This is a genomic window from Priestia sp. 53B2 (assembly GCF_056099005.1).
In genome coordinates this window covers 370,969-396,450 of record NZ_JBLZXA010000020.1, presented here as the reverse complement: position 1 = coordinate 396,450, position 25,482 = coordinate 370,969, and the positions used below count along the sequence as shown (strand labels likewise).

29 protein-coding genes are annotated in these 25,482 nt (G+C 39.2%); 5 read left to right on the top strand and 24 right to left on the bottom strand.

What is annotated here, in order from left to right:
* Nucleotides 1–9: 9 nt before the first annotated feature.
* From rpiA to ACN6NE_RS16105, 16 genes are all read right to left on the bottom strand, one after another.
* Nucleotides 10–678 (bottom strand): ribose-5-phosphate isomerase RpiA, encoded by a 669-nt coding sequence (gene rpiA / locus ACN6NE_RS16180; RefSeq protein WP_129706660.1) that lies wholly within the window; start codon nucleotides 676–678, stop codon nucleotides 10–12.
* A gap of 82 nt (nucleotides 679–760) precedes the next feature.
* On the bottom strand, nucleotides 761–1,351 hold the full coding sequence (locus tag ACN6NE_RS16175; protein ID WP_129706658.1) for a hypothetical protein: 591 nt from the start codon (nucleotides 1,349–1,351) through the stop codon (nucleotides 761–763).
* A gap of 132 nt (nucleotides 1,352–1,483) precedes the next feature.
* A complete protein-coding gene (locus ACN6NE_RS16170) occupies nucleotides 1,484–2,242 on the bottom strand; it encodes a carbon-nitrogen hydrolase family protein (RefSeq protein WP_129706656.1) in 759 nt (252 codons plus the stop codon).
* A 68-nt stretch (nucleotides 2,243–2,310) separates the two neighbouring features.
* A complete protein-coding gene (locus tag ACN6NE_RS16165; protein WP_474325941.1) occupies nucleotides 2,311–3,573 on the bottom strand; it encodes a PTS ascorbate transporter subunit IIC in 1,263 nt (420 codons plus the stop codon).
* Between the two features lie 3 nt (nucleotides 3,574–3,576).
* Nucleotides 3,577–3,852: a PTS sugar transporter subunit IIB gene (locus ACN6NE_RS16160; protein WP_474325939.1), complete on the bottom strand. Its 276-nt coding sequence runs from the start codon at nucleotides 3,850–3,852 to the stop codon at nucleotides 3,577–3,579.
* Nucleotides 3,853–3,867: 15 nt separating this feature from the next.
* Nucleotides 3,868–5,895, bottom strand: coding sequence for a BglG family transcription antiterminator (locus tag ACN6NE_RS16155; RefSeq protein WP_474325938.1), 2,028 nt, complete (start codon nucleotides 5,893–5,895; stop codon nucleotides 3,868–3,870).
* A gap of 160 nt (nucleotides 5,896–6,055) precedes the next feature.
* On the bottom strand, nucleotides 6,056–6,970 hold the full coding sequence (gene murQ / locus ACN6NE_RS16150) for an N-acetylmuramic acid 6-phosphate etherase (protein ID WP_474325936.1): 915 nt from the start codon (nucleotides 6,968–6,970) through the stop codon (nucleotides 6,056–6,058).
* Between the two features lie 35 nt (nucleotides 6,971–7,005).
* The gene (locus tag ACN6NE_RS16145; RefSeq protein WP_474325935.1) at nucleotides 7,006–7,914 is read right to left on the bottom strand and encodes a BadF/BadG/BcrA/BcrD ATPase family protein; all 909 of its coding nucleotides are present in this window, start codon (nucleotides 7,912–7,914) and stop codon (nucleotides 7,006–7,008) included.
* Nucleotides 7,904–8,992: a DUF871 domain-containing protein gene (locus tag ACN6NE_RS16140; protein ID WP_129706650.1), complete on the bottom strand. Its 1,089-nt coding sequence runs from the start codon at nucleotides 8,990–8,992 to the stop codon at nucleotides 7,904–7,906. Before ACN6NE_RS16140 ends, ACN6NE_RS16145 begins: the two co-directional genes overlap by 11 nt.
* On the bottom strand, nucleotides 8,989–9,324 hold the full coding sequence (locus ACN6NE_RS16135) for a PTS lactose/cellobiose transporter subunit IIA (protein WP_013055725.1): 336 nt from the start codon (nucleotides 9,322–9,324) through the stop codon (nucleotides 8,989–8,991). Before ACN6NE_RS16135 ends, ACN6NE_RS16140 begins: the two co-directional genes overlap by 4 nt.
* 17 nt (nucleotides 9,325–9,341) lie before the next feature.
* Nucleotides 9,342–10,487: an anhydro-N-acetylmuramic acid kinase AnmK gene (anmK, locus tag ACN6NE_RS16130; RefSeq protein WP_474325933.1), complete on the bottom strand. Its 1,146-nt coding sequence runs from the start codon at nucleotides 10,485–10,487 to the stop codon at nucleotides 9,342–9,344.
* 1 nt (nucleotide 10,488) lies between these two features.
* Nucleotides 10,489–11,805 carry a 6-phospho-beta-glucosidase gene (locus tag ACN6NE_RS16125; protein WP_129706646.1) on the bottom strand — a complete coding sequence of 439 codons (1,317 nt, stop codon included), beginning with the start codon at nucleotides 11,803–11,805 and terminating at the stop codon, nucleotides 10,489–10,491.
* Nucleotides 11,806–11,821: 16 nt separating this feature from the next.
* Complete coding sequence (locus ACN6NE_RS16120; protein WP_078081517.1) at nucleotides 11,822–12,088, bottom strand: hypothetical protein; 267 nt, start codon at nucleotides 12,086–12,088, stop codon at nucleotides 11,822–11,824.
* 54 nt (nucleotides 12,089–12,142) lie between these two features.
* Nucleotides 12,143–13,444, bottom strand: coding sequence for a PTS sugar transporter subunit IIC (locus ACN6NE_RS16115; RefSeq protein WP_013082024.1), 1,302 nt, complete (start codon nucleotides 13,442–13,444; stop codon nucleotides 12,143–12,145).
* 82 nt (nucleotides 13,445–13,526) lie between these two features.
* Entirely contained in the window at nucleotides 13,527–13,832 is a 306-nt protein-coding gene (locus tag ACN6NE_RS16110) for a PTS sugar transporter subunit IIB (protein ID WP_129706644.1), read from the bottom strand.
* 14 nt (nucleotides 13,833–13,846) lie between these two features.
* The gene (locus tag ACN6NE_RS16105; protein ID WP_129706642.1) at nucleotides 13,847–14,701 is read right to left on the bottom strand and encodes a MurR/RpiR family transcriptional regulator; all 855 of its coding nucleotides are present in this window, start codon (nucleotides 14,699–14,701) and stop codon (nucleotides 13,847–13,849) included.
* Nucleotides 14,702–14,916: 215 nt separating this feature from the next.
* Here ACN6NE_RS16105 and ACN6NE_RS16100 point away from each other — a divergent pair, with 215 nt between their 5' ends.
* From ACN6NE_RS16100 to ACN6NE_RS16090, 3 genes are all read left to right on the top strand, one after another.
* The gene (locus tag ACN6NE_RS16100; protein ID WP_474325930.1) at nucleotides 14,917–16,467 is read left to right on the top strand and encodes a glycoside hydrolase family 10-like protein; all 1,551 of its coding nucleotides are present in this window, start codon (nucleotides 14,917–14,919) and stop codon (nucleotides 16,465–16,467) included.
* A 90-nt stretch (nucleotides 16,468–16,557) separates the two neighbouring features.
* On the top strand, nucleotides 16,558–17,052 hold the full coding sequence (locus tag ACN6NE_RS16095) for an NUDIX hydrolase (protein WP_129706638.1): 495 nt from the start codon (nucleotides 16,558–16,560) through the stop codon (nucleotides 17,050–17,052).
* A gap of 143 nt (nucleotides 17,053–17,195) precedes the next feature.
* Nucleotides 17,196–17,378, top strand: a complete 183-nt coding sequence (locus ACN6NE_RS16090; protein ID WP_013055716.1) for a CsbD family protein — start codon at nucleotides 17,196–17,198, stop codon at nucleotides 17,376–17,378.
* Between the two features lie 30 nt (nucleotides 17,379–17,408).
* Here the strand turns inward: ACN6NE_RS16090 and ACN6NE_RS16085 are convergent, their stop codons facing one another.
* On the bottom strand, nucleotides 17,409–18,068 hold the full coding sequence (locus ACN6NE_RS16085; protein ID WP_013082018.1) for a haloacid dehalogenase type II: 660 nt from the start codon (nucleotides 18,066–18,068) through the stop codon (nucleotides 17,409–17,411).
* Between the two features lie 121 nt (nucleotides 18,069–18,189).
* Here ACN6NE_RS16085 and ACN6NE_RS16080 point away from each other — a divergent pair, with 121 nt between their 5' ends.
* Nucleotides 18,190–18,804, top strand: a complete 615-nt coding sequence (locus tag ACN6NE_RS16080; RefSeq protein WP_474325928.1) for a carboxymuconolactone decarboxylase family protein — start codon at nucleotides 18,190–18,192, stop codon at nucleotides 18,802–18,804.
* A gap of 17 nt (nucleotides 18,805–18,821) precedes the next feature.
* Here ACN6NE_RS16080 and ACN6NE_RS16075 read toward each other — a convergent pair whose 3' ends face one another.
* Together ACN6NE_RS16075 and ACN6NE_RS16070 are read right to left on the bottom strand one after the other, a co-directional pair.
* Nucleotides 18,822–19,295 (bottom strand): hypothetical protein, encoded by a 474-nt coding sequence (locus ACN6NE_RS16075; protein ID WP_474325926.1) that lies wholly within the window; start codon nucleotides 19,293–19,295, stop codon nucleotides 18,822–18,824.
* Between the two features lie 192 nt (nucleotides 19,296–19,487).
* Complete coding sequence (locus tag ACN6NE_RS16070; RefSeq protein WP_013055713.1) at nucleotides 19,488–19,655, bottom strand: hypothetical protein; 168 nt, start codon at nucleotides 19,653–19,655, stop codon at nucleotides 19,488–19,490.
* 148 nt (nucleotides 19,656–19,803) lie between these two features.
* On the opposite strand from ACN6NE_RS16070, the gene ACN6NE_RS16065 reads away from it, so the two are divergent.
* Nucleotides 19,804–20,253, top strand: coding sequence for a staygreen family protein (locus tag ACN6NE_RS16065; protein ID WP_413919755.1), 450 nt, complete (start codon nucleotides 19,804–19,806; stop codon nucleotides 20,251–20,253).
* Nucleotides 20,254–20,279: 26 nt separating this feature from the next.
* Here the strand turns inward: ACN6NE_RS16065 and ACN6NE_RS16060 are convergent, their stop codons facing one another.
* The 5 genes from ACN6NE_RS16060 to pgsC all read right to left on the bottom strand — a co-directional run bounded on the left by ACN6NE_RS16060 (nucleotide 20,280) and on the right by pgsC (nucleotide 25,467).
* Nucleotides 20,280–21,842 (bottom strand): gamma-glutamyltransferase family protein, encoded by a 1,563-nt coding sequence (locus ACN6NE_RS16060; RefSeq protein ID WP_474325924.1) that lies wholly within the window; start codon nucleotides 21,840–21,842, stop codon nucleotides 20,280–20,282.
* 123 nt (nucleotides 21,843–21,965) lie between these two features.
* Nucleotides 21,966–22,169: a CapE family protein gene (locus ACN6NE_RS16055; protein WP_129706628.1), complete on the bottom strand. Its 204-nt coding sequence runs from the start codon at nucleotides 22,167–22,169 to the stop codon at nucleotides 21,966–21,968.
* A 20-nt stretch (nucleotides 22,170–22,189) separates the two neighbouring features.
* Nucleotides 22,190–23,752, bottom strand: coding sequence for a gamma-glutamyltransferase family protein (locus tag ACN6NE_RS16050; protein WP_129706626.1), 1,563 nt, complete (start codon nucleotides 23,750–23,752; stop codon nucleotides 22,190–22,192).
* Nucleotides 23,753–23,780: 28 nt separating this feature from the next.
* Nucleotides 23,781–24,977, bottom strand: a complete 1,197-nt coding sequence (locus ACN6NE_RS16045; protein WP_129706624.1) for a CapA family protein — start codon at nucleotides 24,975–24,977, stop codon at nucleotides 23,781–23,783.
* A 40-nt stretch (nucleotides 24,978–25,017) separates the two neighbouring features.
* A complete protein-coding gene (gene pgsC / locus ACN6NE_RS16040; protein ID WP_013055707.1) occupies nucleotides 25,018–25,467 on the bottom strand; it encodes a poly-gamma-glutamate biosynthesis protein PgsC in 450 nt (149 codons plus the stop codon).
* Between the last annotated feature and the right edge of the window lie 15 nt (nucleotides 25,468–25,482).

Below are 25,482 nucleotides of genomic sequence, written 5' to 3'. Positions count from 1 at the left end.
CCAAAGCTTCTATTTTTTTATGATATGAACATCTTGGTTTTGTACGGTAATGACTTCCTCTGTCATGCCTACAAACAAACCGCTCTCTACTACGCCTGGGATCCTTATCAGCTGTTTTTCCAACTCAGCAGGATTTTTAATTTCCGAAAAATGGCAGTCTAGAATGTAATTTCCGTTATCGGTGATAAACGGCGTATGATCATCTAAAAGCCTAAGCTGCGGTACACAACCTGCACTGCGAATGTGCTTCGCCGTCATTTCCCAGCCAAAACGTATAACTTCAACAGGAAGAGGAAAAGCTCCTAGCGTCTTCACTATTTTCTTAGAATCTGCAATCACGATAAACCGCTTCGCTGCGTACGCAATCATTTTTTCTCGAAGCAGCGCGCCTCCTCCTCCTTTAATTAAAGAAAGTTCGCTATCTACTTCATCTGCTCCGTCAATTGCTATATCAATATATTCAACATCTGCTAAGGTAACAATGGGAATACCTAGTTTCCTTGCCAGCTCTTCTGTTTTTTGAGAAGTAGGAACCGCTTTGATGTTTAATCCATTTTTTACTCGTTCACCTAATTTTACAATTGTATAATAAGCTGTTGAACCTGTCCCTAGCCCTACAATCATTCCATCTTCCACAAATTGTGCTGCTTTTTCACCAACTGCTTGTTTTTCAATCATACAAAGGCCTCCTTACTCATATTGTACCCGTTTACATAAAAAAGCAAAAGTATTATGAACCCTTACGAAAAAACTCAGCTGACTATTGAGCTGAGTTTTTTTGAAACTGTGTATTTAGAAGAATTTTTTCTATCCAATACTGCTGTTTTGTACTGTTTGTCTGTTCGCTGCTTTTTAGTTCAAACGTGTAGTAAATATACTTGTCTGAATAATCATCATTCACATAAGCATGATAAATGCTGTACTTTCCATCTCTTGTTTGTTTTTTCACATAAATCGTTGCATTTTTACCTTTTAACATGTAATCAGGCTGAAACGCATCCATTTTATTTTGAGCTGCTTTGCTTTTTTTCTTAGAAAATAAAGCCGTTATTTTCCCAGCATTGTATGAATCATTTTCCTTCGTTGATGCTGTCCATACTTCACTTTCATCTTCACTGCTTTTATAAGAAGATTTATGAATAACATACTGAAGCGGAAACCACGTCCTATATTGATTGGTATCCGAAGTAAATAATTCAAATCCATTGTCTGTTTGTTCATGATCGACCAAAAATGTACTCGTAAACTTATCTGCCTGCGCTTCACTTTTAAATTTCCCGCTTTGAAATAGCCAAATTCCTACGGCAATAACCAATGCTCCAGCTACTGATGCGACTTTTTTTCGATCCATTCTTTCCACACACCTTTTAATATCCCTTTAACTTTTGATAATACCATATTGACGTTTATATCGTCATAAGGAGAAATAACCAAAGGGTTATAAGAGCGCACATGCTAATTTAACTAGAGAAAATAAACTTTTTTACAATAGTAAATTTGATAACAGACGCTGAGCTAACAGCCGGTTAGCCTCACCGGGCTCTATCGTATACGTTAGTAGTTCTTGCTTTTCAGCTTTCGCTTTTATCAAACATTCACCCTTTGGAGAAAGAAGAGAAGTCGTGCTTTTTTGGTTCTCTAAGGCATAATTCACGCTTGCAAAGTAAATACCATTCTCCGTACTTCTGGCAATCATTGCATAATCATAAAACCTCGGATCCGGTACTTCACCAGTAAACTGTGGATGAAACACAATGCTTGCTCCTCTTACAGCAGCCCATCGGACAGTTTCAGGATAGCGCCATCCCTCATGGCAAATAACAATACCGAATTTCACGCCGTTTATTTCAAACAACTGGCGGCCATTTCCAGGCTTATAACCAAATTGATCTTCTGCTGGATCAATTTGATTTTTAGTTTGATACCCTAATTCTTTTCCATTTTCATCAATTACAAAAGCAGTTAAATGCATACCAAGTTCGGCACGCCATTCCAGTGGTAAAATTACGTTGAGCTTTAACTGTTTGGCAAGCAACTTAACTTTATAAAGCGTATTTTGTTGAATTTCGTGATTGTATGTCTCAACTTCAAAACCCACTCCTCTAAGTCCCGGCACAATTGATTCTGGAAAACATACAAGGTTACATCCTTCTTCTGCTGCTTGTTTCATATAATTTTCTACCGTTTCTACACCCTCTGCGGCTGACTTTGGAAATCTCACTTGCGCTAACCCAATTTTCATTCATTGCTCCTCCACTTCCAATATCATAAAAAAACTCATGCTACTAGCGTAACATGAGTTTTTTATCTTTACGTAAATAATTTAATTAGCATGCTAAGAAGAATACCTACCGCACTAAAGTCCGAATCTCCAAATGTTGTGCCTTTAAAACCTAACGACGCGAGAACAGGCAGTAAAATAGCCGGTAAAAAACTAATTAAGATTCCATTGGCAAATGACCCGACCACTGCTCCTCTTCTTCCCCCCGTCGCATTTCCAAATACTCCGGCAGCTGCTCCCGTAAAAAAGTGCGGAACGAGGCCTGGCACGATAATACTTAGACCAAATAGAGGCAAAAAGAACATCGAAATGAGACCTGCGATAAAGCTTGAAAAGAACCCAATGACCACTGCGTTAGGAGCAAACGGAAACACAGTTGGACAATCTAGAGCTGGAATGGCATTTGGTACCGCTTTGTCAGCAATTCCTTTAAATGCTGGTACAATTTCTGCTAAAAGCATACGAACACCCGCCAGCACGACATATACTCCTGCTGCAAAGGTGATTGCTTGAATTAGCGAGTACATAATAAAGTTTTGACCCCCGCTTAATTTCGTTTCGATAAATGCAGGACCTGCGAAAAGTGCAACAACAATAAATAAAACGGTCATGGTCAGTGAGACAGAAACGGATGTATCCCGAAGAAATCCTAAGGATTGAGGAACTTTAATTTCTTCTGTTGTTTTTTCGCGATTTCCTACTCGCTTGCCGATAAACCCTGCTACTAAATAGCCTAAGGAACCAAAATGACCAACGGCAATATCGTTTGACCCTGTAATTTCACGCACATACGGCTGAAGCAGTGCAGGAAATAAAACCATTAAAATACCTAATAATAGTGCACCGATCAAAACCAAAGGTGCTCCCGTTAACCCGCCGGTAGATAAAATTGCTGCAATCAAACAAGCCATAAACATGGTGTGATGCCCAGTTAAAAAGATATACTTAAATTTCGTGATGCGCGCAATAATGATATTTACAATCATACCTAAAAGCATAATCATCGCTGTTTCTGTACCAAACGTTTGTTGAGCTACAGCTACAATTGCTTCATTATTAGGAATGATCCCTTCAACGGAAAACGCTTTATTAAACATTTTCCCAAACGCTTCAAGTGAAGCAATTAATATGTTAGCTCCTGCTCCTAATATAAGAAAACCCATAATTGTTTTTAAGGTGCCTGATACAATATCTGCACTTTTTTTCTTTTGAAGCAACAAACCGATTAGTGCAAACAACCCTACCAGAATAGCGGGTGTTCCTAATATATCTTTCATAATTAAATCAAACATGGCTTACGCCTCCACGAAGTATTTTTGCAGTGCTCCTTTAATTTCCGCTTGATTTAAAATGTTTTGCAGTGCCACGACCGTGCGAGTGCCATCATCCAATTGATTTACAATATCTGCAGATCCTAAATAGATATCTGCCTGCTCCGTTTTACTAGTTGTTAAATCCGTATGAGATACCTGTGCTTGAACACCAAGCTCTACTAAAATTTTCTTTACATTCATTTCTACAATAAAACTGCTTCCTAAACCGTTTCCGCATACAACTAAAATCTTTTTCATTTTTTATCTCTCCTTTTAATTTGAGTAAGCCTCAATTAATGCAAGCATTTCTTGTTTTGTATTTATAGCAATCAGCTTGTCAATATTATCGTTTTCAGATAGCATCATTGAAAGCTGTGACAGTGCTTTTAAGTGGGTTTCATTATCAGTAGCAGCAAGTACGATAATAAGCTGCGCTCCGTGCTGTTTTTCAGTAGAAAAATAGACCGGCTCCTTTAAACGAAGCATGCTCATACCCACACGATTTACACCTTGTTCCGGTCTTGCATGAGGGAGCGCAACTTTTGGCGCAATAACAATATAAGGGCCTAACTGTTCTACACTTTTAATCATTGCTTCTACATAAGAAGGTTCAATATATTCATAGTTCAACAAAGGCTTGGCAGCCAGCCTAATAGCTGATTTCCAATCATCTGCTGAATCTGTAAGCTGCAAGAATGGCTCTTGCAATACTTCATGCAACATTGGCTTTTTATCCTCTCTTACCATTTTTTTAGATTGCTGTATCACTAGTTTTAAATTAGCTAACAGAGCTGGTTCATCCTGAATATTTGCATGCTGCTTAATAATACCCATGATGGCTTGAGTGGTTAGCTGAGAAGAAGCTGGTTCAATTAAGTCGATTAACCGCTGCTTTTCATCATCCGTTAAAATAGGATTCACAAGCATCACATTCATTCGCTTTTTTAATGGCGTAGTTGTAATAACTAAATCATAGGTTTCTTTAAACTGCTCATAATCTCTTACCGTCATTGGCCCTATCAATTCAGCAACTGTTAACAGTTGTTCAAGCTGATACTGAAGCATACGGGACGTTCCAATTCCATTGGCACAAACAATAACAATACGCTTTTGTTTTTGCCTTCCCTCTTGTTTTTTCATCCATCCTCCGAAATGAAGAGCAAAATAAGAAATTTCGTCTTCATTAATACGTGTTTGAAGGCTGTTTTCCAAAGGAAGCAACGCTTTTTTTGTCAGTTCCACTATATCCTGATACTTTGTTTGAATAGCCGAAAGCATAGGGTTAGGGAGGTGAATATTATAGAGAAGCCTGTAATAAGCCGTCTTCAAATGAATATATAAATTTTGTTCAAGACGATTTCGATCTTCAAATACCACACAAGCATATGCTTGAAACCGTGATACCATTTCTTTTACAATGCTTCTCATCCAATCATCACTATCTGCTTGATTTACTACATTTACTTTTGCACTTAGTAAAACCGTGGCCAGATAATGTTTTTCATGAGGTGGAAAATCAAATCCTAAAACGCTTTCAATTTCTTGCAGCGCTTTGTACTGCCTGGTTTTTTCTAATTCATCTTTTCTAGTAATCAAGGCGTCTACATAGCGCTTGCCTCCAATACGCTGAATACAGCACGTGAGCATATAGGCTAACTGCGTCAGCATCTTGTCTGTAAACGCCATTCCCAGTTTATCTTCACACTCTACAAGCCAGTTATAAATCATTGAATATTCGTAATCTGCTTTCATGACCCTTTTCAATAACTCTTCCTGATGTTGACTTAGTAATTCTGTAATGTGTATATAAAGCAAATTTCGAATGTCGCTTTCAGATCCCTTTACTTCGTACCCATCTTTATAGCTGTATATCAAAGATATGCCTTTCTTTGCCCACTTGTTTTTTAAGTCTTTAATATCTTGTAAGACAGTGTTGCGACTAACTTCTGTTTCATCCATGAGCTGCTGAGTTCCGATTTTCCCGCCTCGAAGTATACACATCAAAGCAACGTATATTTGCCGGTCCTCAACTGATAAGTAAGCAGATGGCATAACATGAGAAAATTGTTTAGCAACTTGGTCCTTTGCTTGATCGTTTAGAAAAAAGCCTTTTCCATATGTGTACTGAACAAACTCTAATTCTTGCTGACACAGCCAATCGTTAATTTTCTCAATATCATAATAGATAGTACGTCTTGAGACTTGAAACTGCTTCATTAACTCTTGTACTGATATAAATGTTGCGGCTTGAAGCAAAACTTGCAATACGGCCGTACTGCGTTTGTCTAACAAATGAATCACCTTCAGTCCAATTCATGCACAAATTGAAATACTTACTATGCTTTATGTTTCTACTATACTACGGGTCTTGCAAAATGATTAGACCGAATTCACCCACATACATTGTGCAAAAAATGTACTCAACAAAAAAAAGAAGTGCTGTATGCACTTCTTTTAAGGGTTAATCTTTAATCTGCTGTTCCATTGCTTCTCCAATGGCTTTTTTTAAATGTCCGTCATGTTTATCAAGCAGCCGATACACCTCATCACCTTCTGTAGAAGTAAGAAGCGCAAGAATGGCGGCTTTTGGCGTTTTGTATGTTTGTAAACTTTCCGCTGCCTCCTCTGGTGAGACGCCTGTTAGTTCCGCAATAATATTTTTAGCACGCTGTACGAGTTTATCATTAGTCGGCTGTACGTCTACCATTAGATTGCTGTAGACTTTACCAATTTGAATCATAGAAGCGGTCGTCAGCATATTAAGAACAAGCTTTTGAGCAGTTCCGGCTTTCATTCTTGTTGAACCTGTTACAACTTCCGGCCCTGATTCTGCTACTATTGCATATTTTGCTTCTTGTTCCATAGGTGATTGAGGAGAATTTACAACACAGCCCGTTACTGTCCCTAGGCTGTTTGCATACGCAAGCGCTGAGAGTGTATAAGGAGTTCTTCCACTTGCAGCTATACCTACAAGAATATCTTTATTTGATAAATTAATCGCTTTCAAATCTTCTATCGCTTGTTTCTTATTATCTTCTGCTCCTTCTAACGCATGACGGAGCGCTTTGTCTCCCCCCGCTATGATCCCAATTACTTGTTCGGCAGGTGTACCGAATGTTGGTACACATTCAGATGCATCTAACACACCTAGCCGCCCGCTTGTACCTGCTCCGATATAAATAAGACGTCCGTCTTGTTTAAAAGCACTGACAATTTCATCTACTAACAGAGCAATAACAGGCAGCACTTTATTGATTGCCTGAGGCACTTGATGATCTTCTTCATTAATTTTTTTTACAATTTCCAGACTTGATAATTCATCAATGTTTAAGGTTTGCGGATTGCGTTTTTCTGTTAAGATATGATTTAAGTTCACTGTGATCCCCTGCCTTTTCCACCATCATTTTTTCTCTATTTATACTCTTTCATGAACAGCTGATAAGCTCCTTTAGCAGATGATACTCGCTGTGTTGCCCACTGGATATGCTTTATTCCTTTTTCACATGTTTTTTTATAAACATCAAATACTTCTGGAACTTCCGTTAAAATGCTGCCTTTGCATGCCAGCAAGCAGCTCCCTTCAAACCGCTGTTTCGTATATAAATGAAGAGTCATGTTTGCAAGGTTCTTTCCAGCTTGTTGAAGAATGTCACTTGCTTCTTGTTTATGATTTCTCGCTTGATTTACAACAAGCGGAGTGAGTGAAGCAACTTCTGATTTAGGAGATGAATAGACAAACTTTTTTATATCGTGTATGGTATCTGCTTTTACATGTTGCAAGATTGTCTGACTAAGGCTGCTGTAAGCACGGCTTTGATCATGCTCTTTCGTCAACAATATAAGTGCTTGAAGACCAATCCAATATCCGCTTCCTTCATCTCCAAGAAGGTGTCCCCACCCTCCTCCGTATTCGTACACCCCGTCTTTTTTCCCAATGCTGACGGCTCCAGTTCCTGCAATGGTTAAAATCCCGTCTTTTCCATGCAGTAGTGCTTCATGTGCAATCATGGCGTCATCATATAAACCTACTTCTACCTGATAACGATCATAAAAATATCTTTTTATTTCTTCTTTAGATAATGCTTTACTTCCAGCAAGCCCTAGTGAAATGCCTTTACATGTATGACCAGCAAGCGCAGTTTTGCACGCCGTAATACATTCATCAATATGAGTAATAGCCGTATTGTAATGAATGAGCAAATTTCCATAGCCGCTTTTTGAAGCAGCGAGCTTTTGACCGTCTAAGCTGTACGCAACGGCTTCTGTTTTTGTTCCGCCCCCGTCGATACCAATAATATAGTCCATTTTATCACCGTTCACAAAAAGCAAATTTATCCCATGGCTGCAGTTCATTTAGTAAGAATATTTCCTCTTCTGCAATGCGTCCTACTACGTTTGTTTTACCTGAGTTTTCCATGTCTAACAGCGCAATTTGCAGCTCTCCTTTGTACTGACCATAAAGTTCATTTTCTATTAAAATATCGCCTCTTCGAATGGAAGGAGTATGCGTAGGCTTGAATTCTTCTTTTTTATATTTTACTCGGCTTTGCGTAGAGCGAATTAAATAATCGGATACGTCTCCGCGGTAAAAATGAAACTCTTCCAGCACAATTTTTTTCTCAAGTTCAGTAACCGTATCATACAGCGTCACATTAAAAGTAAAGCGCTCTTGCTGAATAACATCACGCAGTGCCTTCATTTCTTCTTCTGATGCATAAGCATTCGCAATGATTGCACAATCAATTAATTCCGTTTTAAAAAGATGCTTAGCCTGCACGTCTATGGGAAGCGTGCGATGCATTTCAAGCGTACAAAGTCCTTCAGTAACAGGCCACGGTCCAAAAGTAGCGCTTGGTGAATTAATAAAGGCTGCTGTTTCAAGGTTATGTTCTTTAAACAATGCTGAACACTTCAAAAAGTGATCATACGACAATCCCGCGTATCGATGAGGATAGAAGTTGTGCGACCCGAGCAGCTGCTTTCGATTCGGACGGTAACTTAAAATATTATCCACATACTTCGTTGCATTGCTCATATTAATTTCAATTTTTAAGCCGTATGGATTAAAGGTCATAATTGACTCTTCATTTCCCGTATACCCTAGATCAAGCCGAATAGCATAAGCCCCTAATTCGTGAAAAAAAGATAAGTCATCATAAGAAATGCCAAGCGCTCCAAATACGCGAGGAGCAATATCCACTACTACTTCCATCTTTAGCTCATTGGCAAACTCAATGATTTCTTTAAAATTTGCCATTACTTTTTTCTGATCGCCTTCAACAGAAAGCAAGCATGTAAAAATGCGGGTAAATCCGTATTGATGCGCAAGTGCTATATACGCTTTATCTTTTTCGACAGTCGAATGTTCCGGATAAATCGCAATACCTAGCTTTTTCATTGATTTTCGCCTTCTTTTTTAAATTTTTTAATAAGCTTAATCATATGTTCAATTAATTTTTGCTCTGAAATAGCCGTCATTAAATGATCTTGTGCATGAATTAAAAGCAGCGACTTTTCAATTGTTTTTCCGTTCAATTCACGTTGAATAAGCGCAGTTTGCGTTTTATGAGCATGACTGAGCTCTTCTTGAGACTGCTTTAAAAGTTCGTCAGCTTTATTAAAATCATAGTCTTCAGCTGCTTCTAACGCTTCATATGCAAGTGACCTAGCATTTCCTCCGTATGCAATAAGTTCAAAAATTTCATTTTCCATATTTGCTGCTTCTGTCATTTCTTCCATCCCCTTTTTTATAGTGGTGCAGGCGTAATGTTTCCTAATATTACAGGAGACAAAGCGCCGGTTGCGCTTGGTACATTGCTGGGATAACCTGAAAGTGTTTCATTTGCGAGCACCGCAAAAGCTACGGCTTCTTTTGCTTCTGAAGACATTCCTATTTCTTCTTGTGTATACACGCTGCAGCGCTTTCCGAGCTGCGTTTTAATCATATTCATCAGCGTATTGTTATAACTTCCGCCTCCTCCAATAATCACTTCGTCAATAGAATAGGCAGGAAAAATAAATGTTTCATAGTGATGTACAATGGATGATGCCGTGAACATAGTAATCGTAGCTAGCAGATCTTCTTTTTTATGTTTGGTATATTTCTCTAGCAGTCTTTTTGTGTACTGTGTACCGAACAGTTCTCTTCCCGTCGATTTAGGAGGAGAAAGCTTCATGTAATCATGATTCATACAGTCTTCTAAAAGCTCTGAAATAATCTTTCCTCCAGCTGCTAAACGCCCATTTTCATCAAATGAAACATTAAAAAGCTGCTGACACGCTTCATCTATCATCATGTTTCCCGGCCCCGTATCAAAAGCTACTACGGATATAGGAGATTTTTTGGGCGGAATTAACGTTACATTTCCAATACCTCCAATGTTTTGAAGCAGTCTTGTACGGTCATCGTGGCTGTACAAAATCCGTTCCGTGTGAGGAACTAACGGAGCACCTTGCCCGCCTGCTGCCATGTCCATCACTCTGAAGTTTGCTACTACCTTCGTTTTGGTTTCATAGGCAATAACAGCCGGCTCTCCAATTTGCAGGGTAGACATCGCTGTAATTCCCGAAGCATAAGGCTGATGGTAAATGGTTTGCCCATGCGATCCAATAAAATCTATTTGTTCAAGAGAAAAGCCGGCTTCTTGGCACACTTTTTTCACTGCATCTGCAAATGCATAGCCAAGTTTAAAATTTAAGCTGCAGATCAGCTGTACATTTGAATGTTCAAAAGAAAGCGCCTGCTCAATTTCCTTTTTTAACTGAGGTGAAAACGGCATAGTAATGAAATGAAGAAGCTTAACTTTACTTTCATAGCCGCTTCCTTCAATTTGAACAAGAGCTGCATCAATTCCGTCGAGTGACGTTCCTGACATAAGTCCAACAGCATACATACTAGGCGTTCACTTCCTTAAAAAAAGCAGGTAAATACTTGCGATGAGCTTGAAGCAGTTCATCTAAGACCGACTTAGCCAGCTCATCACTTGGAACAAGCGGATTAATGCTCAGCGCAACCAGTGCTTTTTCATAAGATCCTGTAACCGCAGCTTCTGCCCCTACTCGTTCAAACGATTTAATTTGCTGCACAAGCCCATTCACTTCTACCGGAAGTTCACCGACAGCGAGTGCTACTGGCCCTTGCTTTGTTACCACACAGTTTACTTCAACCGCAGATTCGTTTGGGAGTGAGGAAATAGCGCCATTGTTTTTTACATTCAATGTTTGAATATCGCCTTTATCGTTATAAATGGATGAAATTAAATTGCATGCGGCATCGCTGTAATAAGCGCCTCCTCGTTTTTCCAGCTGCGGAGGCTTCATTTCTAGATTTGGATTTTTATAGAGTTCAAAAAGCTCGGCTTCTAATGCTTTGACCACTTCAGCGCGTGTGGTACCTGACTGAAAGGCTAGAAGCTCTTCTGCTAATATTTCTTTTGTTTTGTAGTAGTAGCGGTGATAAGGACATAAAATCAAGCCAAGAGCTTCCAAAAAGTCCGGTTGCCACGAAATAGGAGCTATGTTTCTCATTGTTACTTGGGACTTTGGATCACTTAATCGCCGAATGACTTCTTGCGTTACTTCCTTTCCTTTTGCATACACATGCAGTCCATATACCAAGTGATTTAACCCTGCAAATTCAATGTGAACATCTTCTTTTTCTATTTGAAGCAAGCTGGCGATGGAGTTTGTCATATGTACAGGCAGGTTACAGACTCCTACTACTTTAGAATGCTTTCCGTAGCGAAGCAGCGCCTCCGTTACCATACCTGCAGGATTTGTAAAATTAATAAGCCAGGCGTTTGGACAAACTTCGTGTATTTCCTCGGCAATTTTCAATAAAACCGGTATCGTTCGCAAGCCCTTAAATAATCCTCCCGCCCCGTTTGTCTCTTGACCAATCATTCCGTACTTAAGAGGGATGCGTTCATCTTGAATACGCGCATCAAGCTGACCTACTCTAAGCTGTGTCGTTACAAAATCAGCATTTATCAACGCTTTTTGTCGATCAAGCGTTAAATGAATTTCCATATCAACACCTGCTTTTTTGACCATTCTTCTCGCAAGTGCTCCTACAATTTCAAGTTTCTCTTTTCCTTCTTCAACATCTACAAGCCATAGCTCTCGAATTGGAAGCTCATCATATCGTTTAATAAACCCTTCGACCAATTCAGGTGTGTAGCTTGATCCTCCCCCTATTGTCACTACTTTCATTTTTTGCCCCTCCTTGTTAAAAAACAGCTAAATATGTAACGGCTGTGCACCCTATTCCAAGCAAAACAAAGCGTATATAAACGGCGGTTTTAGATAAAGCTGCGTTTGAAAGCCGAATGGAAATAAATGTTGTAAGCAGCGCTGCTGATAGGCTTGTAATGGCAAATAAACTATGCTGCGCTGATAAACCAGCATACTGCAGCAGAGGTGTAAAAATAACGTTGCAAAGAACCATGGTTAGCAGAAATAAAAACACAGTTTTATATCGAAACCGTACAAACATTGACCCTCACTCCTACTAAAGAGATAGAAGCCAAACAAGTTGGCTTCTCTTTCTTTACATTTGAACTGAACTATCGGATGGTGCAACCGTTGCTTCATCGCTTTTTTCCATTTCGACCATCTTTCGGTCGTACATTTTAAAGAACGGAAGATAAATGACAACAGAAATAGCAATATTAATAACGACTAGCACAACCGCCCGCCAGTCTCCTCCGGTTGATAGATAAGCTCCGATCGGTGCCGGGAGCGTCCAAGGAACCATTACGTAGGTTGGCGTAATAAGACCTGTCGCCGTTGCTGCGTATGAAATGATCGTTGTAATAATCGGGATAATGATAAATGGAATAATTAAAATAGGATTTAACACAATTGGCAGACCGAAAATAATTGGTTCGTTAATATTAAAAACCGCTGGAATAAAAGATGTTCTAGAAAGCGCTTTCGAATATTTAGATTTTGAGAAAAACAGCATCGCTAAGGCAAGACCCAGCGTCGCTCCAGATCCTCCGATCCAAACAAACCACTGAAAGAACGTTTCAGGTGCAATATAAGGAAGCGTGGAAGCTCCGTCTGCTACCGCTTCAGCATTTTTGGCTAAATACACTTCCCATACAGGCCTTGCCACTGTCCCAACAACAGAGACGCCGTGGATTCCAAATGACCAGAAAAACGTAATTAAGAAAACCGGTATTAACACTCCTGCTAAACTATCTCCAGCTTCCACAAGCGGAGCAACTAGTTTATCAACTAAATGGTGAAGATCGATACCTAAAACAATGGTAATAATCGTCATAAGTACAACAACAATCGCAACCGGAATGAGTGCTTCAAAAGACCTCGATACCGAAGGCGGCACTTGTTCCGGCATTTTAATGGTGACATTTTTCGCTTTACAAAACCTGAGAATTTCGACCGATAAAATCGATACAATCATCGTTACAAATAAACCGTGACCTCCAAGGTTTGTCATTGGAAGCATAAACCCTTCTTCTTCAATCAGCTTTGGAGTGACCGTAAGAAGTAGTGCAGCTACTGCAATTTGCGCTCCTGACAGAGGATCGAGATTATAGCTTTTGGACAAGTTGTATCCTATCCCAAAGGCTATATATAAAGACATAATAAACATCGTTACTCGATACGGTATTAAAATATTGGCGCTGTTATCAGCGGCCCATTTCGCAATTGTGCTATCTTGCGGTACAGGCGGAAACGCTAGAATCAAGAAAAAACTTCCGATAATGATAAACGGCAAAGCGGAAATAACACCATCGCGAATGGCTTGAAGATGCCGCTGTTCCGATAACCTGGCCATGGGTCCCGATAAATTGTTCTCTAAAAACGACACAAATTTGCTCATATACCCTTTCCCCCTCTATATTCTCCCCTTGTGTAAATAAAACCCCTTATCTATTTAAAAAGCAGGAATACACCTGCTTTTCTCAGCTAACGAGCTGTTGAACCGTTTTAAAAAGCGTCGGACCTCCAAGCGGCGTATAAGCCTGCGGCGGAATGGGCCCGCATGGAACAGAAGCTTTATCTGCTTCCGCTTTCACTGCGTTAAACCGGTGACGAATCTGCGGTGCAACCATTACAACGTCCCAGCCCTTTTGAATTTCCTCTGCCACTTCATTCGTTCCAATTGCCAGCACTTCCATATCCGTTCCGTGCTTTTGTGCTTCCATTTTTAATGCTTTTACCACAATCGCACTTGACATTCCTCCGGAACATACAAACAATACCTTCATTTTTTCGTTTCCCCCTACCTCTTTATTTTTTGAATTACATTATGTGTATCGATTATGCGTTCAAACACCTGATTGCCTTTTTGAATACATAACCGTATAAACATCGCATCTACAATGGCTAATTGAGCAATACGAGCGCTCATCGTTCCAATTCGAATATGCTGTTCTTCTACCGAAATAGTCAGCAGAATATCAGCTAATCTAGAAGCTGGCGATGATCCGTGCTGCGTTAGCAAAATGACGGCTGCTCCTTTGTCTTTGGCTATTTGCATCAGCTCTATCACTTCTTTTGTTTGACCGGAAGTGGATACCACAAACAGCACATCATCTTTTGTCATATTCGTAGCCATCACCATTTGAACATGACTATCTAATGAAAACAGAGCCGAAATATCAATTCGAAGCAGTTTATACTGAGCATCTAGTGCAACTACAGATGATCCTCCTGCTCCGTATAAAAACACTCGTTTCGCTCCATGAATAGCTTCCGCAGCTGCATCAATTGCAGAAATGCTCACTAATCGACTTGTATTCATCAGTGCGCTCATACTTTTGCTTATGACTTTTTCAAGCACAGCACCGGTCTCATCTTCAAAATTAACTGAAAGATTCGGCAGCTGTTCGGTATTCACCTTATGAGCATCTTTGGCTAATTCAATCTTTAATTCTTTAAAACTATTAATGCCTACACGCTGGCAAAAGCGAATAATCGTAGCTTCGCTGCACTGACACTGCTTAGCTAGCTGTTTGGTCGTTAAGTTCAACGTGATCGTGGGATTTTCTAGCACGTAATCAGCTACTCTTCCTTCAGCAGGACTGTAATGATTCATTTGTGCATCGATTAAAGTAAGTACGGAAAATTGGCGCATGAATTCCTCCATCGTTAAGTAACGTATTTCTAAAATATTCTTTAAATTACCATTATTATATTTTTTCTGAAGTTTAATTTCAATATTTTTATGATGTTTTTAAAACTTTATTTTATTTTTCAGAATATTTCATTAAAATCTATTGTGAATATAACGACCGCATGCTATATTATGAAAGAAATTTTATCTCAACCAAAAAAGAAGGAGGAACGAACATGCATATTAAAAAATGGGTTGGAGGCATCTTGTTTTTGCTGCTGTTTTGTTCGAGCACATTGCCTGCTAAAGCAGACGTACCTACTACGTATCAAAAGCGGGAGCTCCGAGCCGCTTGGATTGCAAGCGTATACAACATTGACTGGCCTTCTCAGCCTGGTCTTCCCGTTGAACAGCAGAAAAAAGAGTTTACCTATTTGCTAGATGAAGTCAAAAAAATGGGGATGAATGCTGTTGTTGTTCAGATTAAACCTACCGCTGATTCCTTTTATCCGTCAAAATATGGTCCGTGGTCAGAATATTTAACCGGTACACAAGGAAAAGATCCCGGCTATGATCCTCTGGCCTTTATGGTAGACGAAGCACACAAGCGCAACTTAGAATTCCACGCATGGTTCAACCCTTACCGCATTACAATGAATCATACTGATTTAAACAAACTAGCCGATAATCACCCTGCCAAACAACATCCTGATTGGGTCGTCTCCTACGGAAAACAACTCTACTACAACCCAGGTATTCCAGAAGTAAAAAACTTTATTATTGAAGAAGTGCTCGAAGTCGTAAGAAACTATGATATTGATGCTGTTCATATGGACGACTATTTTTATCCTTACAAAATTGCAGGTCAAACGTTCCCAGATCAAAAAACATATGAAACCTACGGTGCTCAAACGTTTTCCAATATTGAAGACTGGCGGCGTGACAATGTTAATCAGCTTGTTCGAGATTTAAATAAGTCTATTAAAAAAACAAAATCATACGTGAAGTTTGGCATCAGTCCGTTCGGCGTATGGCGAAACATCGCTAATGATCCAACCGGCTCTGAGACGACTGCCGGACAAACAAACTACGATGATTTGTATGCCGATACGCGTACGTGGATTCAAAATGGATACATTGATTACATCACTCCGCAAATTTATTGGAATATCGGATTTGAACCCGCTGCTTACGATACGCTGCTCAACTGGTGGAGAGATGAAGTGCGCGGAAAACCAGTCCACCTTTATATTGGACAAGCTGCTTACAAAATTAATAACAACGCGGTGGAAGCTTGGTCTGATCCCGATGAGTATCCAAGGCAAATTGCTCTGAATCACCAGTTTCCAGAAGTACAAGGGAGCATGCATTTTAGCCTGAAAGATTTGAACCGAAACCCGCTAGGAATAAAAGACAAGCTGCAAAACGATATTTATAAACACCCTGCGCTTATTCCAGCAATGCCTTGGCTTGATAACACGGCCCCAAAAGCACCAAAATTAAAAAATGCGGGCCCTCATATAAAAGAAGCAGCATTTGAAATTCGAGATTACCAGCAGAATGATTCTGCTTATTATGCCATTTATCGCTTTCAAAGCAATAAAAAAGGCGACATTAACAACGCAGAAAGCTTGCTGACAACCGTTCGAAAAACAGGAGAAAAACAATTGTTTGTAGATCAAAATGCACTCAAAAATCAAACATACACATATGTTGTAACCTCTGTTGACCGTTTGCATAACGAAAGTGCCGTTTCCCGCACGCTTACTGTAAAAGCATCTCATTAAAAAAGGTTCTATAGCAAAATGTATGGTAGGATAAAGAAATCAAATGATGCTTTATCAAGCCATTCTGTTATAGAAAGTAGTGAAAAAAAGATGGAACCAAACTATGATCGCGCCTTTGGCGTATATGGAATTTGTATGCGAGATAACAAGCTGCTTGTTATTCGAAAAAATAGAGGTCCGTATATTCATCGTTTTGATTTGCCAGGCGGACAGCTAGAGCACGGTGAAACATTAATGGAAGCGATGAAAAGAGAATTTGTGGAAGAAACAGGCTTTGAGATTAACATTGTTTCTCAAGCGGGTACAACAGATTTTCAGTATCCTTGTAAGTGGAAAGAGTTTACTCACGTGCATCACATTGCTGTTTTTTATTACGTAGACATTGCCGGCGGTAAGCTTCTTTCCCACCCCGTACAGTTTGAAGGACAGGATTCTTTGGAAGCATTGTGGATTGCACCGCAGGAACTCAACATCGATAATGCTTCGCCTCTTGTTCTAAAAGCAGTGGAATCTTTAAGCTTATTATCATGGCCTTATGAATCTCAGATTTATGATGATTGGGAGCTTAAAACCTCCGAACAATAATAATGATAGTGCCTAAACATTACTTTTGAATATCGTACGCTTAGCTTCTGTCTAGGTCAAAATCAGAAAGCATGTTTAATTTCTTTCTAATGGTGGAACAGACAAGTAACACTACTTAATCACTAATAGAAAGGAAGGTTAAAATGAGTAAAGGTTTAGGAGATAAAATTAAAGGAAATGTATCAAAAGCTAAAGGTGAAGTAAAAGATCAAGTGGGAAATGCAACGAATAACCGCGACCTTCAGCGTGAAGGAAAAGCTGAGAAAACAAAAGGAAATGCTCAAAAAGCAGTAGGCGAAACAAAAGATACATTTAGCAATAAATAAAAAAGGACGAGCTTAATGCTCGTTCTTTTTTTATTTAATAAGCTGATTTAAGCTTTTAATGATTACGTTTGGCTGCAATTCTTTATGTTCAGCTACATTTCCTTTTCGGTTGACCCAAGCCGTTGCGAATCCGTAGTTTTTAGCACCGGCAATATCCCATGTATTCGATGACAAAAATAATACTTCTTCTCTTTTTGCGTTCATTTTATTTTTTGCATAGTGATAGCTTGCCATCGTAGGCTTGTACTGTTTGATTTCGTCTACGGAAATAACGTCTTCAAATAAATGATTCATGTTGTGATAAGAAACAAGCGGATCAATCATGTGCTTAGGACCATTCGTAAAAATAGCCAGACGATATCCTTTTTCTTTCAAATAGGCGAGCACCTCTTTGACCTCATCGTAGACATTCAGCTTCATGTAAGCACTCATCAGCATTTTTTCTTCATGTTCCGTTAAATCAATATCATTTGCTTCTGCTGCATATTTCAGGGATTGATTTGTTAATGTATAAAAGTCAACGTATCGTCCCATCAACTGATATTGCATTGCATATTCGATTTGCTTCAAACGCCATAAATGGCTAATACTTTCTCCTCGTTCCGGATACAGCTTATCACACGTTTCAATAACGGTATGTACATCAAACAGTGTTCCATATGCATCAAACAAAATCGTTTTAAATTTCATCTGCGTTCGCCTCCTTCTTTCATTTTACCCACTCGTAAAAAAACATAACGTTTTTTCTGTTAAAAAAGAGGCATATTAACAACTGAGGTGATCATGATGTATAAAAAAAAAAACAGAAAAATTGTCCCAACTTAAAACCTTGGCTCCTTTGCAAATGGAAGCGTTTATTGAATTTACAAAAGCAGTGATGAAAGACGGTGCACTTTCTATAAAGGAAAAAGAATTAATTGCCGTAGGCGTAGCACATGCTACAGAATGTCCTTACTGCATCGATACTCATACAAAACATGCAAAAAAACAAGGTGCTACAAAACAAGAACTCGTTGAAGCAGTGATGGTGACAATGGCCATTGAAGCAGGAGGCGCCTATACGCACAGCACACATGCCAAGCAAGCTTTTGAAAATAGCCAGGCCGCTACTTTGTATCCACGTACAAATTTAGAAAAATTATCGTATTTACAGGAGCACGTCCCTTCCGCCTTTCATGGAGCTCAAACGTTTTTTAAAGCAGCTTTCACTGAAGGTGTCTTAAGCCCAAAGCTAAAAGAGTTAATAGCAGTAGCAATAGGGCATACAACAGAATGTCCTTATTGTATTGAGCTCCACACAAAAGGAGCAAAAGAAAAAGGTGCTACGTTGGAAGAACTAGGTGAATCAATCTTTGTAGCCAGCTTACTTCGTGCCGGAGGCTCTTACACCCATATGGCAAATATGCTGATTGCATACAAAGAGTAAAAAAACAGTAGGAATACCTACTGTTTATAATCCCACACGACTTTCCATTCTCCTTTTTCACGAACAGCATACACTTTCTGCACCAAATCAAAGTTTCCATATTTCCCTTTATACGTTTGGATCACGGTCATTTCGTAAACAACAGGAAACGCCTGACGATCATTTTCCATCTTCCAGCTCTTTCTTTTTTCAACGTCTTCAATGGAATACGTAAACGTGTCTACTCCAAAATGATTAAGAAATACGTGTGCTCGATCTTGTATGTATGCACCTTTTGTCCACTTCTTTTTCATGGATGGATGAAAAAGGTTCCATGACTCCGAAAAGTTCCCTTCCTGTTCCAGCGTATAAAATTCTTTTACGGCAGATTTGGCTTGATGACTCGGAGAAAAGAATGTAAATTGAAACATCCAAATTCCTAGCGCAATAACAGAAAGAAACACAGCTACTCCTAAACTTCGCTTCAAAAGCAGTGTTTTTTTTCGATACAAGTAAAAAGCCCCTTTATCAAAAATGCAGTATACAACAGCTTATTCGATATCCAAGCTTTTTAGTATTGCCGAACTAAACTTATCCGGCATATCTTTAAAAAAAAGATTGAGACATAACCATAAAAGATCCGAACGATTCATCGTTCGGATCTTCCTTCAACTAAAATACGTTTGTCCCAGCCTCTTTCGTCGCTATACAATGTGAAAAGCCATTTGCATGGCTGCTAAAAAGCCCACGAACACAAGGCCCGTCACGAGACCCTCTTTCCAATCTGGCCGGTCCCCTCGAACAAATTTAGCAATATCATACGATAGCATCGCTGCTAAAAAAATCGATAAAACAATATACAGCGGCTCCATCTTTTATCACCCACTATTTCTTTTCTTCAGTGTAACAACTTTTTAATAAGTATGCATGTAAGAAAAACAACTTGAAATTCTTGACGAATGTGTGAAATTTCTTTTTTTTATGCATAAACTACTTAAAAGCGTGAAAGGAAGATGCCGTTTGTCTGCTTTTAACCCTCAGCAATTTAGCGTCACATACCGGCAAGGAAGCACGCCTACCTTTCCTTTTATCGGGCGCCGCTATACGCTCACTCACTCTGAACAAACAGACGATTTATTTCTTTGGATTGATGAAAAATTTGCTGTTGATCAATTAAACGAGCAGCGAAATGAGCTTTTTGCCGAATGGCTCCACAAAGACGGTGTCGATACGCTGTATGTATACGTATTTATTGGAAATGAACAGACGGAAAAGTCCATTCAAGCCATACGGTATGCTATTTTCAAACAGGAAATGCCTTACTTGCTAAAAGCCCTGCGCTACGGTGATGCCACGTTTTTTAACGCTCATCCTGCCTTGGACCGCTCACCCATTTATGTACATTTTCATTCCAGCGACAAAGACTTTCATTCCATTCGATATTTTCAAACGCCTTCTCATTATGCCTAAGCATATGAGAAGGGGCCTTTACTTCGTTAATCTCCTGTTTTCCAAACCCCATTTCTTCTAGGATCTCCTGCTCCTTCCATCTGTTTATCTTGAAAATTAATTGTTAACGCTTGGATACCGCCATAAAATACGTCACTTTCCTTTGTTTCTATTCGAAACGCAGAAGGAATATTTTTTGTATTTAAATCAGGCTCTACATAAATGGTCGAGTCGTCAAAAATAAATCTTGGTTCATTTACAGCTTCTTGAAGCGGTTCATTTCCTTCAATATTTTTAGAAAGAACTTGAGTTAAAATTTGAGGAATCCGCGTTCCGCCCGGAGAACCTATTCCCATTGCCCACTCGCCTTTTTCTCTTATAATAGTTGGAGCCGTAAAAGTTCTTGCTCTTTTTCCTGGCTCGCGATTATTCGGTTCTTTGCTTCCAAAGGTATCTGCATTGTTATTAAGAAAAAAGCCGTCAACTTGTTCGCCTGTACCAAAGAAGTTACTCAATGTATTGGTTGTAGATATGACGGTTCCTTCTGAATCAATAACCACAAAATGTGTTGTACTTTCATGTTCTTCATCGCCTTCACCTGAAGAACGTGTCGGGTGATTGACCAAGTTTATTATATAATCATCACTAACTAATTCGCTTGAGTTTTGATTATGAAAGTCTGGATCGCCGATTTGTTTTAACCGGTCGGAGTAAGCTGCTTTTTTAATTCTGTTCATCGTTTCGTAATATTCTTTGTCAGGCATTGTTTCAAGATTTTCTTTCTCTGCCATTTTTAACATTTGAATCAGTGTAATTCCGGAAAAAGGCGGAGGCGCTGAAATCACTTCCGTTCCATTGTAAGCAGAAACGACAGGCTTGGTTTCTGTCACTTGATAGGAAGATAAGTCTTTTTTAGAAATAGGCGTTGCATCAGCAAGATCTTGTGCCACATCTCCTTTATAAAATGCAGACGCACCTTCTCGCTGAATCTTGATTAGTGTTTTAGCTAACACGGGCTGCGACAGGGTTTCTCCTTCTTCGATTGCTTCTCCCTTCGGATAAAAAGCGGATAGATCGTCTACATCCATCCTTCCTCTGGAGTAATACAATCGAGAAGATAAAAGAGAGTCTACTTCAAACCCTTTTTCAGCGTATTCAACAGCTGGCTGAATCAAATCACTCATTGATTTTGTACCATACTTCTGCTGAATATATTCCATACCAGCGACAAATCCCGGCACGCCGTTTTTACCGCTCATAGAAGTTGGAGCGGTTTCCCGGTAATCGATAAAGGTAGCAGGCTGATCTTTTTTGGCAATCAGCATACCTCCACCTCCGCCAATTCCAGATCCAAAAGGTTCAACTACGTTGAGGGCATACGAAATAGCAATGGCCGCATCTACTGCATTCCCGCCTTCTCTTAATACGTCCATCCCTACATTTGCTGCCAGAGAATTAGAAGAACTCACACCATAAGAATGATCATTATTTTTTTTAAGCAGCTTTTCAGGACTAAGGTCTGTACTCGATTGAGTCATAAAAAAAGCGGCTATAACGCAAATTAATAATAAAAAAGCAACAATATTAAATAGCAGTAATTTTTTATTCACATATTCTCCTCCATTTTTACTCATATGTATATTTTGTGAAGCGCTTTCATTTTTATCCACACATTACATTGAACACAAAAAAGACATCGTCTAAGACGATGTCTTTTTATTACTATATAAGTTTTATTTTCCAGCAGCTGCTGCAGCATCATCTACTGCATCTGTAGCGGCAGATTTTGTTTGTTCAATCATTTTTACGTTATTTTCAATTTTTTGCTGTTCATCCGTTGAAAGAGTAGCCGGATGTTTTAAAGCTCCAAGTCCTGCTACTACTCCTGCTACAATAGCAATTGGTCCTACAATCCCTACGATTCGTTTTGCGATCATTTTCTATTCCTCCAATTAAGTTAGTCTGTACTTTTTTCCCATAAACCGTGGCGGCGCGGATCAGCGTCACCTTGAATTTTATTTTTCTTTAAGTCTTTTACAAGAGCTTGAACGCCTCCGTAAAACATCGCGTTATCATTGTTTTTTAAGTCATATCCGTACGTTTTTAAACCATCTTTAGTCGACTGTTTCAGCTTAGCTTCTGAATAAAACTTATGAGAATCAAAAATTACACGCTTGTTTTCTACTGCGTTTTTAATGGAATCTTTACCTTCAAAATAATCCCCAATTACCTGCGTTAACACTTGCGGAATGCGATTTCCTCCCGGTGTGCCAATGGACATTACCCACTCGTCACCTTCACGAATAACGGTAGGAGCGGTAAATGTTCTTGGCCGCTTACCAGGTTCACGCTTATTAATTCCTTCTCCAAACGTATTGAGCGTATTATTTAAAAAGAATCCATCTACATATTCACCGCTGCCGAAGAAATTACTCAGCGTATTCGTTGTTGACACAACGGTTCCTTCACCGTCCATGACAACAAAATGAGTTGTACTTTCATGTTCTTCGACGTCGCTTACTTTGGTATGATCTGTTTCAGTATTATTTAATTTATTACGAAGTAAATGCACGTAATGATCGTCGATCCAATCATTTGGTGTTTCTTTTATAAAAGCCGGATCGGCAATTTTTTTCAAGCGGTCTTGATAAGCTACTTTTGAAATTTGACCAAGAAAATGATAATAAAGACTAGGATGCGATTCCTTCAGCGTCCAAATATCTTCTTGATCCGTCATTTTTAACATTTGAATAAGCGTAGCACCAGCAAAAGGAGGAGGTGCTGAAATAATTTGATGACCTTTATAATTAGTCGATAGAGGTTTGCGCTCAACAGGCTCATACTTTCGCAAGTCTTTGTGACTTACTTTCGTTTCTCCGGTAATATCGTCTGCAATTTCTCCTCTATAAAAAGCATTTGGTCCTTCTTCCTTAATCTTTTGCAGCGTGTTCGCTAATTCATGCTGTTTGACGATTTCACCTGTGTTAATGGCGTCCTCATCTGGATAAAAGCTAGGAATTTCATCTTCATTCACATTACCTTTGTATGAAACCAGCCTATCGTGCAAATCTTTGTCCACTTTGTACCCATTCTCGGCATAGTTAATGGCCGGGTCGATTAGTTTGCTCATCGACAGAGATCCGTAGTGATGCTGAATATAATCCATACCAGCGACGAATCCTGGTACGCCAATCTCATCTTCTTTATCATTCTTAGGTGCAATTTCTCGGTAGTCAATAAATGTTGGAGAGGCATCTGCTGGATCAATCAGCATTCCGCCGCCTCCCCCAAGTCCTGATCCATACGGTTCCACAACACCAAGCGTATAGGAAATGGCAATAGCCGCATCAACTGCTGTACCGCCTTGTTTAAGAATTTCCATACCTACTTTTGTGGCTCGAGGATCTGAAGTACTTACTGCATATTCTTGTTTTGGAAACATAAATTGATAAACACATACACCTACTATGAGTGAAAAGATGACAATGGAAACAATAATCGTATTACGTTTATTTATCATCTTTTACCTCCTCTGTGTATGACGGTTATTAGTTAGCTTGCGCTTCGTTCTTTTTGCGCTCCTCTGCATGTTTTATAATGCGAGAATGATCTAAGTTTAATTCAAACTTGTTTCGTTCTTTCTCTAACAATTCAGGGTTTGAAGAAAACTTGTTTAAATCGTTATAAATACGCTGCATGCGCCAAGGGTTATCTGTTGGAGTTGGTGTACCTGCTTTAATAACCATTGGAATAACATCAATTTTAGCTTGACCCTGCTTGTTTAAATGGTACTGAACCATTGCTGTATTTTTCGTACTTGACCACCCTTGGTCAAAAATAAAGTTTCCTAAGCTATAGAAAATAACCGAACCTTTATATACGTCATATGACTGTAGAACGTGCGGATGGTGACCAATGATAATGTCCGCACCAGCATCTACCATCGCTTTTGCTAGTCCTTCTTGACGAGGACTTGGCTGTGCATCGTATTCTTCACCCCAGTGGGCATTCACTACAACTAAATCAGCATTTGCTTTCGCTTGCTGAATCGTGCTGAAAATAAGATCCGGGTCTGCTTTTAAAATACCTGGATTGTTTTTTCCAGCCTGCGTTCCATCTACATATACGTCCGTAAAACCTACGGTTGCAATGCGGATACCGTCAGCATCTTTATACGAAATATGTTTCGCTTCTTCAGAATTGCGTCCAGCACCCACAAAATCTAATTTGTTTGCTTCAAAGGTAGAGATCGTATCTTCTAACCCTTTTGCACTGTAGTCCATTGAGTGATTGTTTGCTAGGTTTAATACATCGAAACCTGCATTTTTAACAGTCGCTAGATCAGCAGGCTTACTATATAAATGAATACCTTTTTCCACTGCTTTATATGAATCTACGTCATTTGTTAAAATCGGTGTTTCATAGTTTCCGCTTACGTAATCCGAATTTTTAAAGAACGGCTCTACGTTGCGGAATACAAAATCTTCTCCATAGCGTTCAGTTACTTCTCTTACATGGCGACCCATCATAATGTCTCCGACCATAGTCATCGTTAAATCATTATTGGCCTCTGGATTAGCCGTCTCAGGGTTTTCAAGAGCATCCGAACGCTCCATCCATCCTGAAAGAGCTAAAATTACGATTAAAATTGGCGTTAGGATAAGAGCTTGCTTGCCAGTTGTAGGCTTTGTTTTCTTTATAAACATCAATACTTTTTCTTGAAAGTTTAATTTTTTCTCTTTCAACGCTTTCACCTTCCTTTACCAGCTGCGGTTTGTTTGTGTATTAAAATAAATAATAAACTTGCATAATTCCAAATGTTACACCACTTAATAAAACCGTTGTTCCAACTGTTAAAGGAAGACCTTGCTTTTGCATTGTATTTGCAATTAAGCCCGGTACAATGATACCAATTCCGCGTAATTCAAACACTTCAAACGGCAAGATCGGGAAGAAATAATCAAATGCAACTTTAATCACAATACCCGTAATTAACATCGCTGTAAATTTGCGACGTCCATATAAAATAACCACTTTTGAGATTCCGTATACGACGATAACGTACGTTAAAATACTAATTAAGAAAATCATTAAAATTGTAATTGGCTGATCAAATACAAGAGCTAAGTAACCTGGTACGATAAGACCGGCTGGCAGCACGCCTGTTTTTTCTGTAAAAATTAAGCTTAGTGTAACCCCTAACACAAGGGCGATATATAAATCTGATCCGAACATGAAATGGCCTCCTAG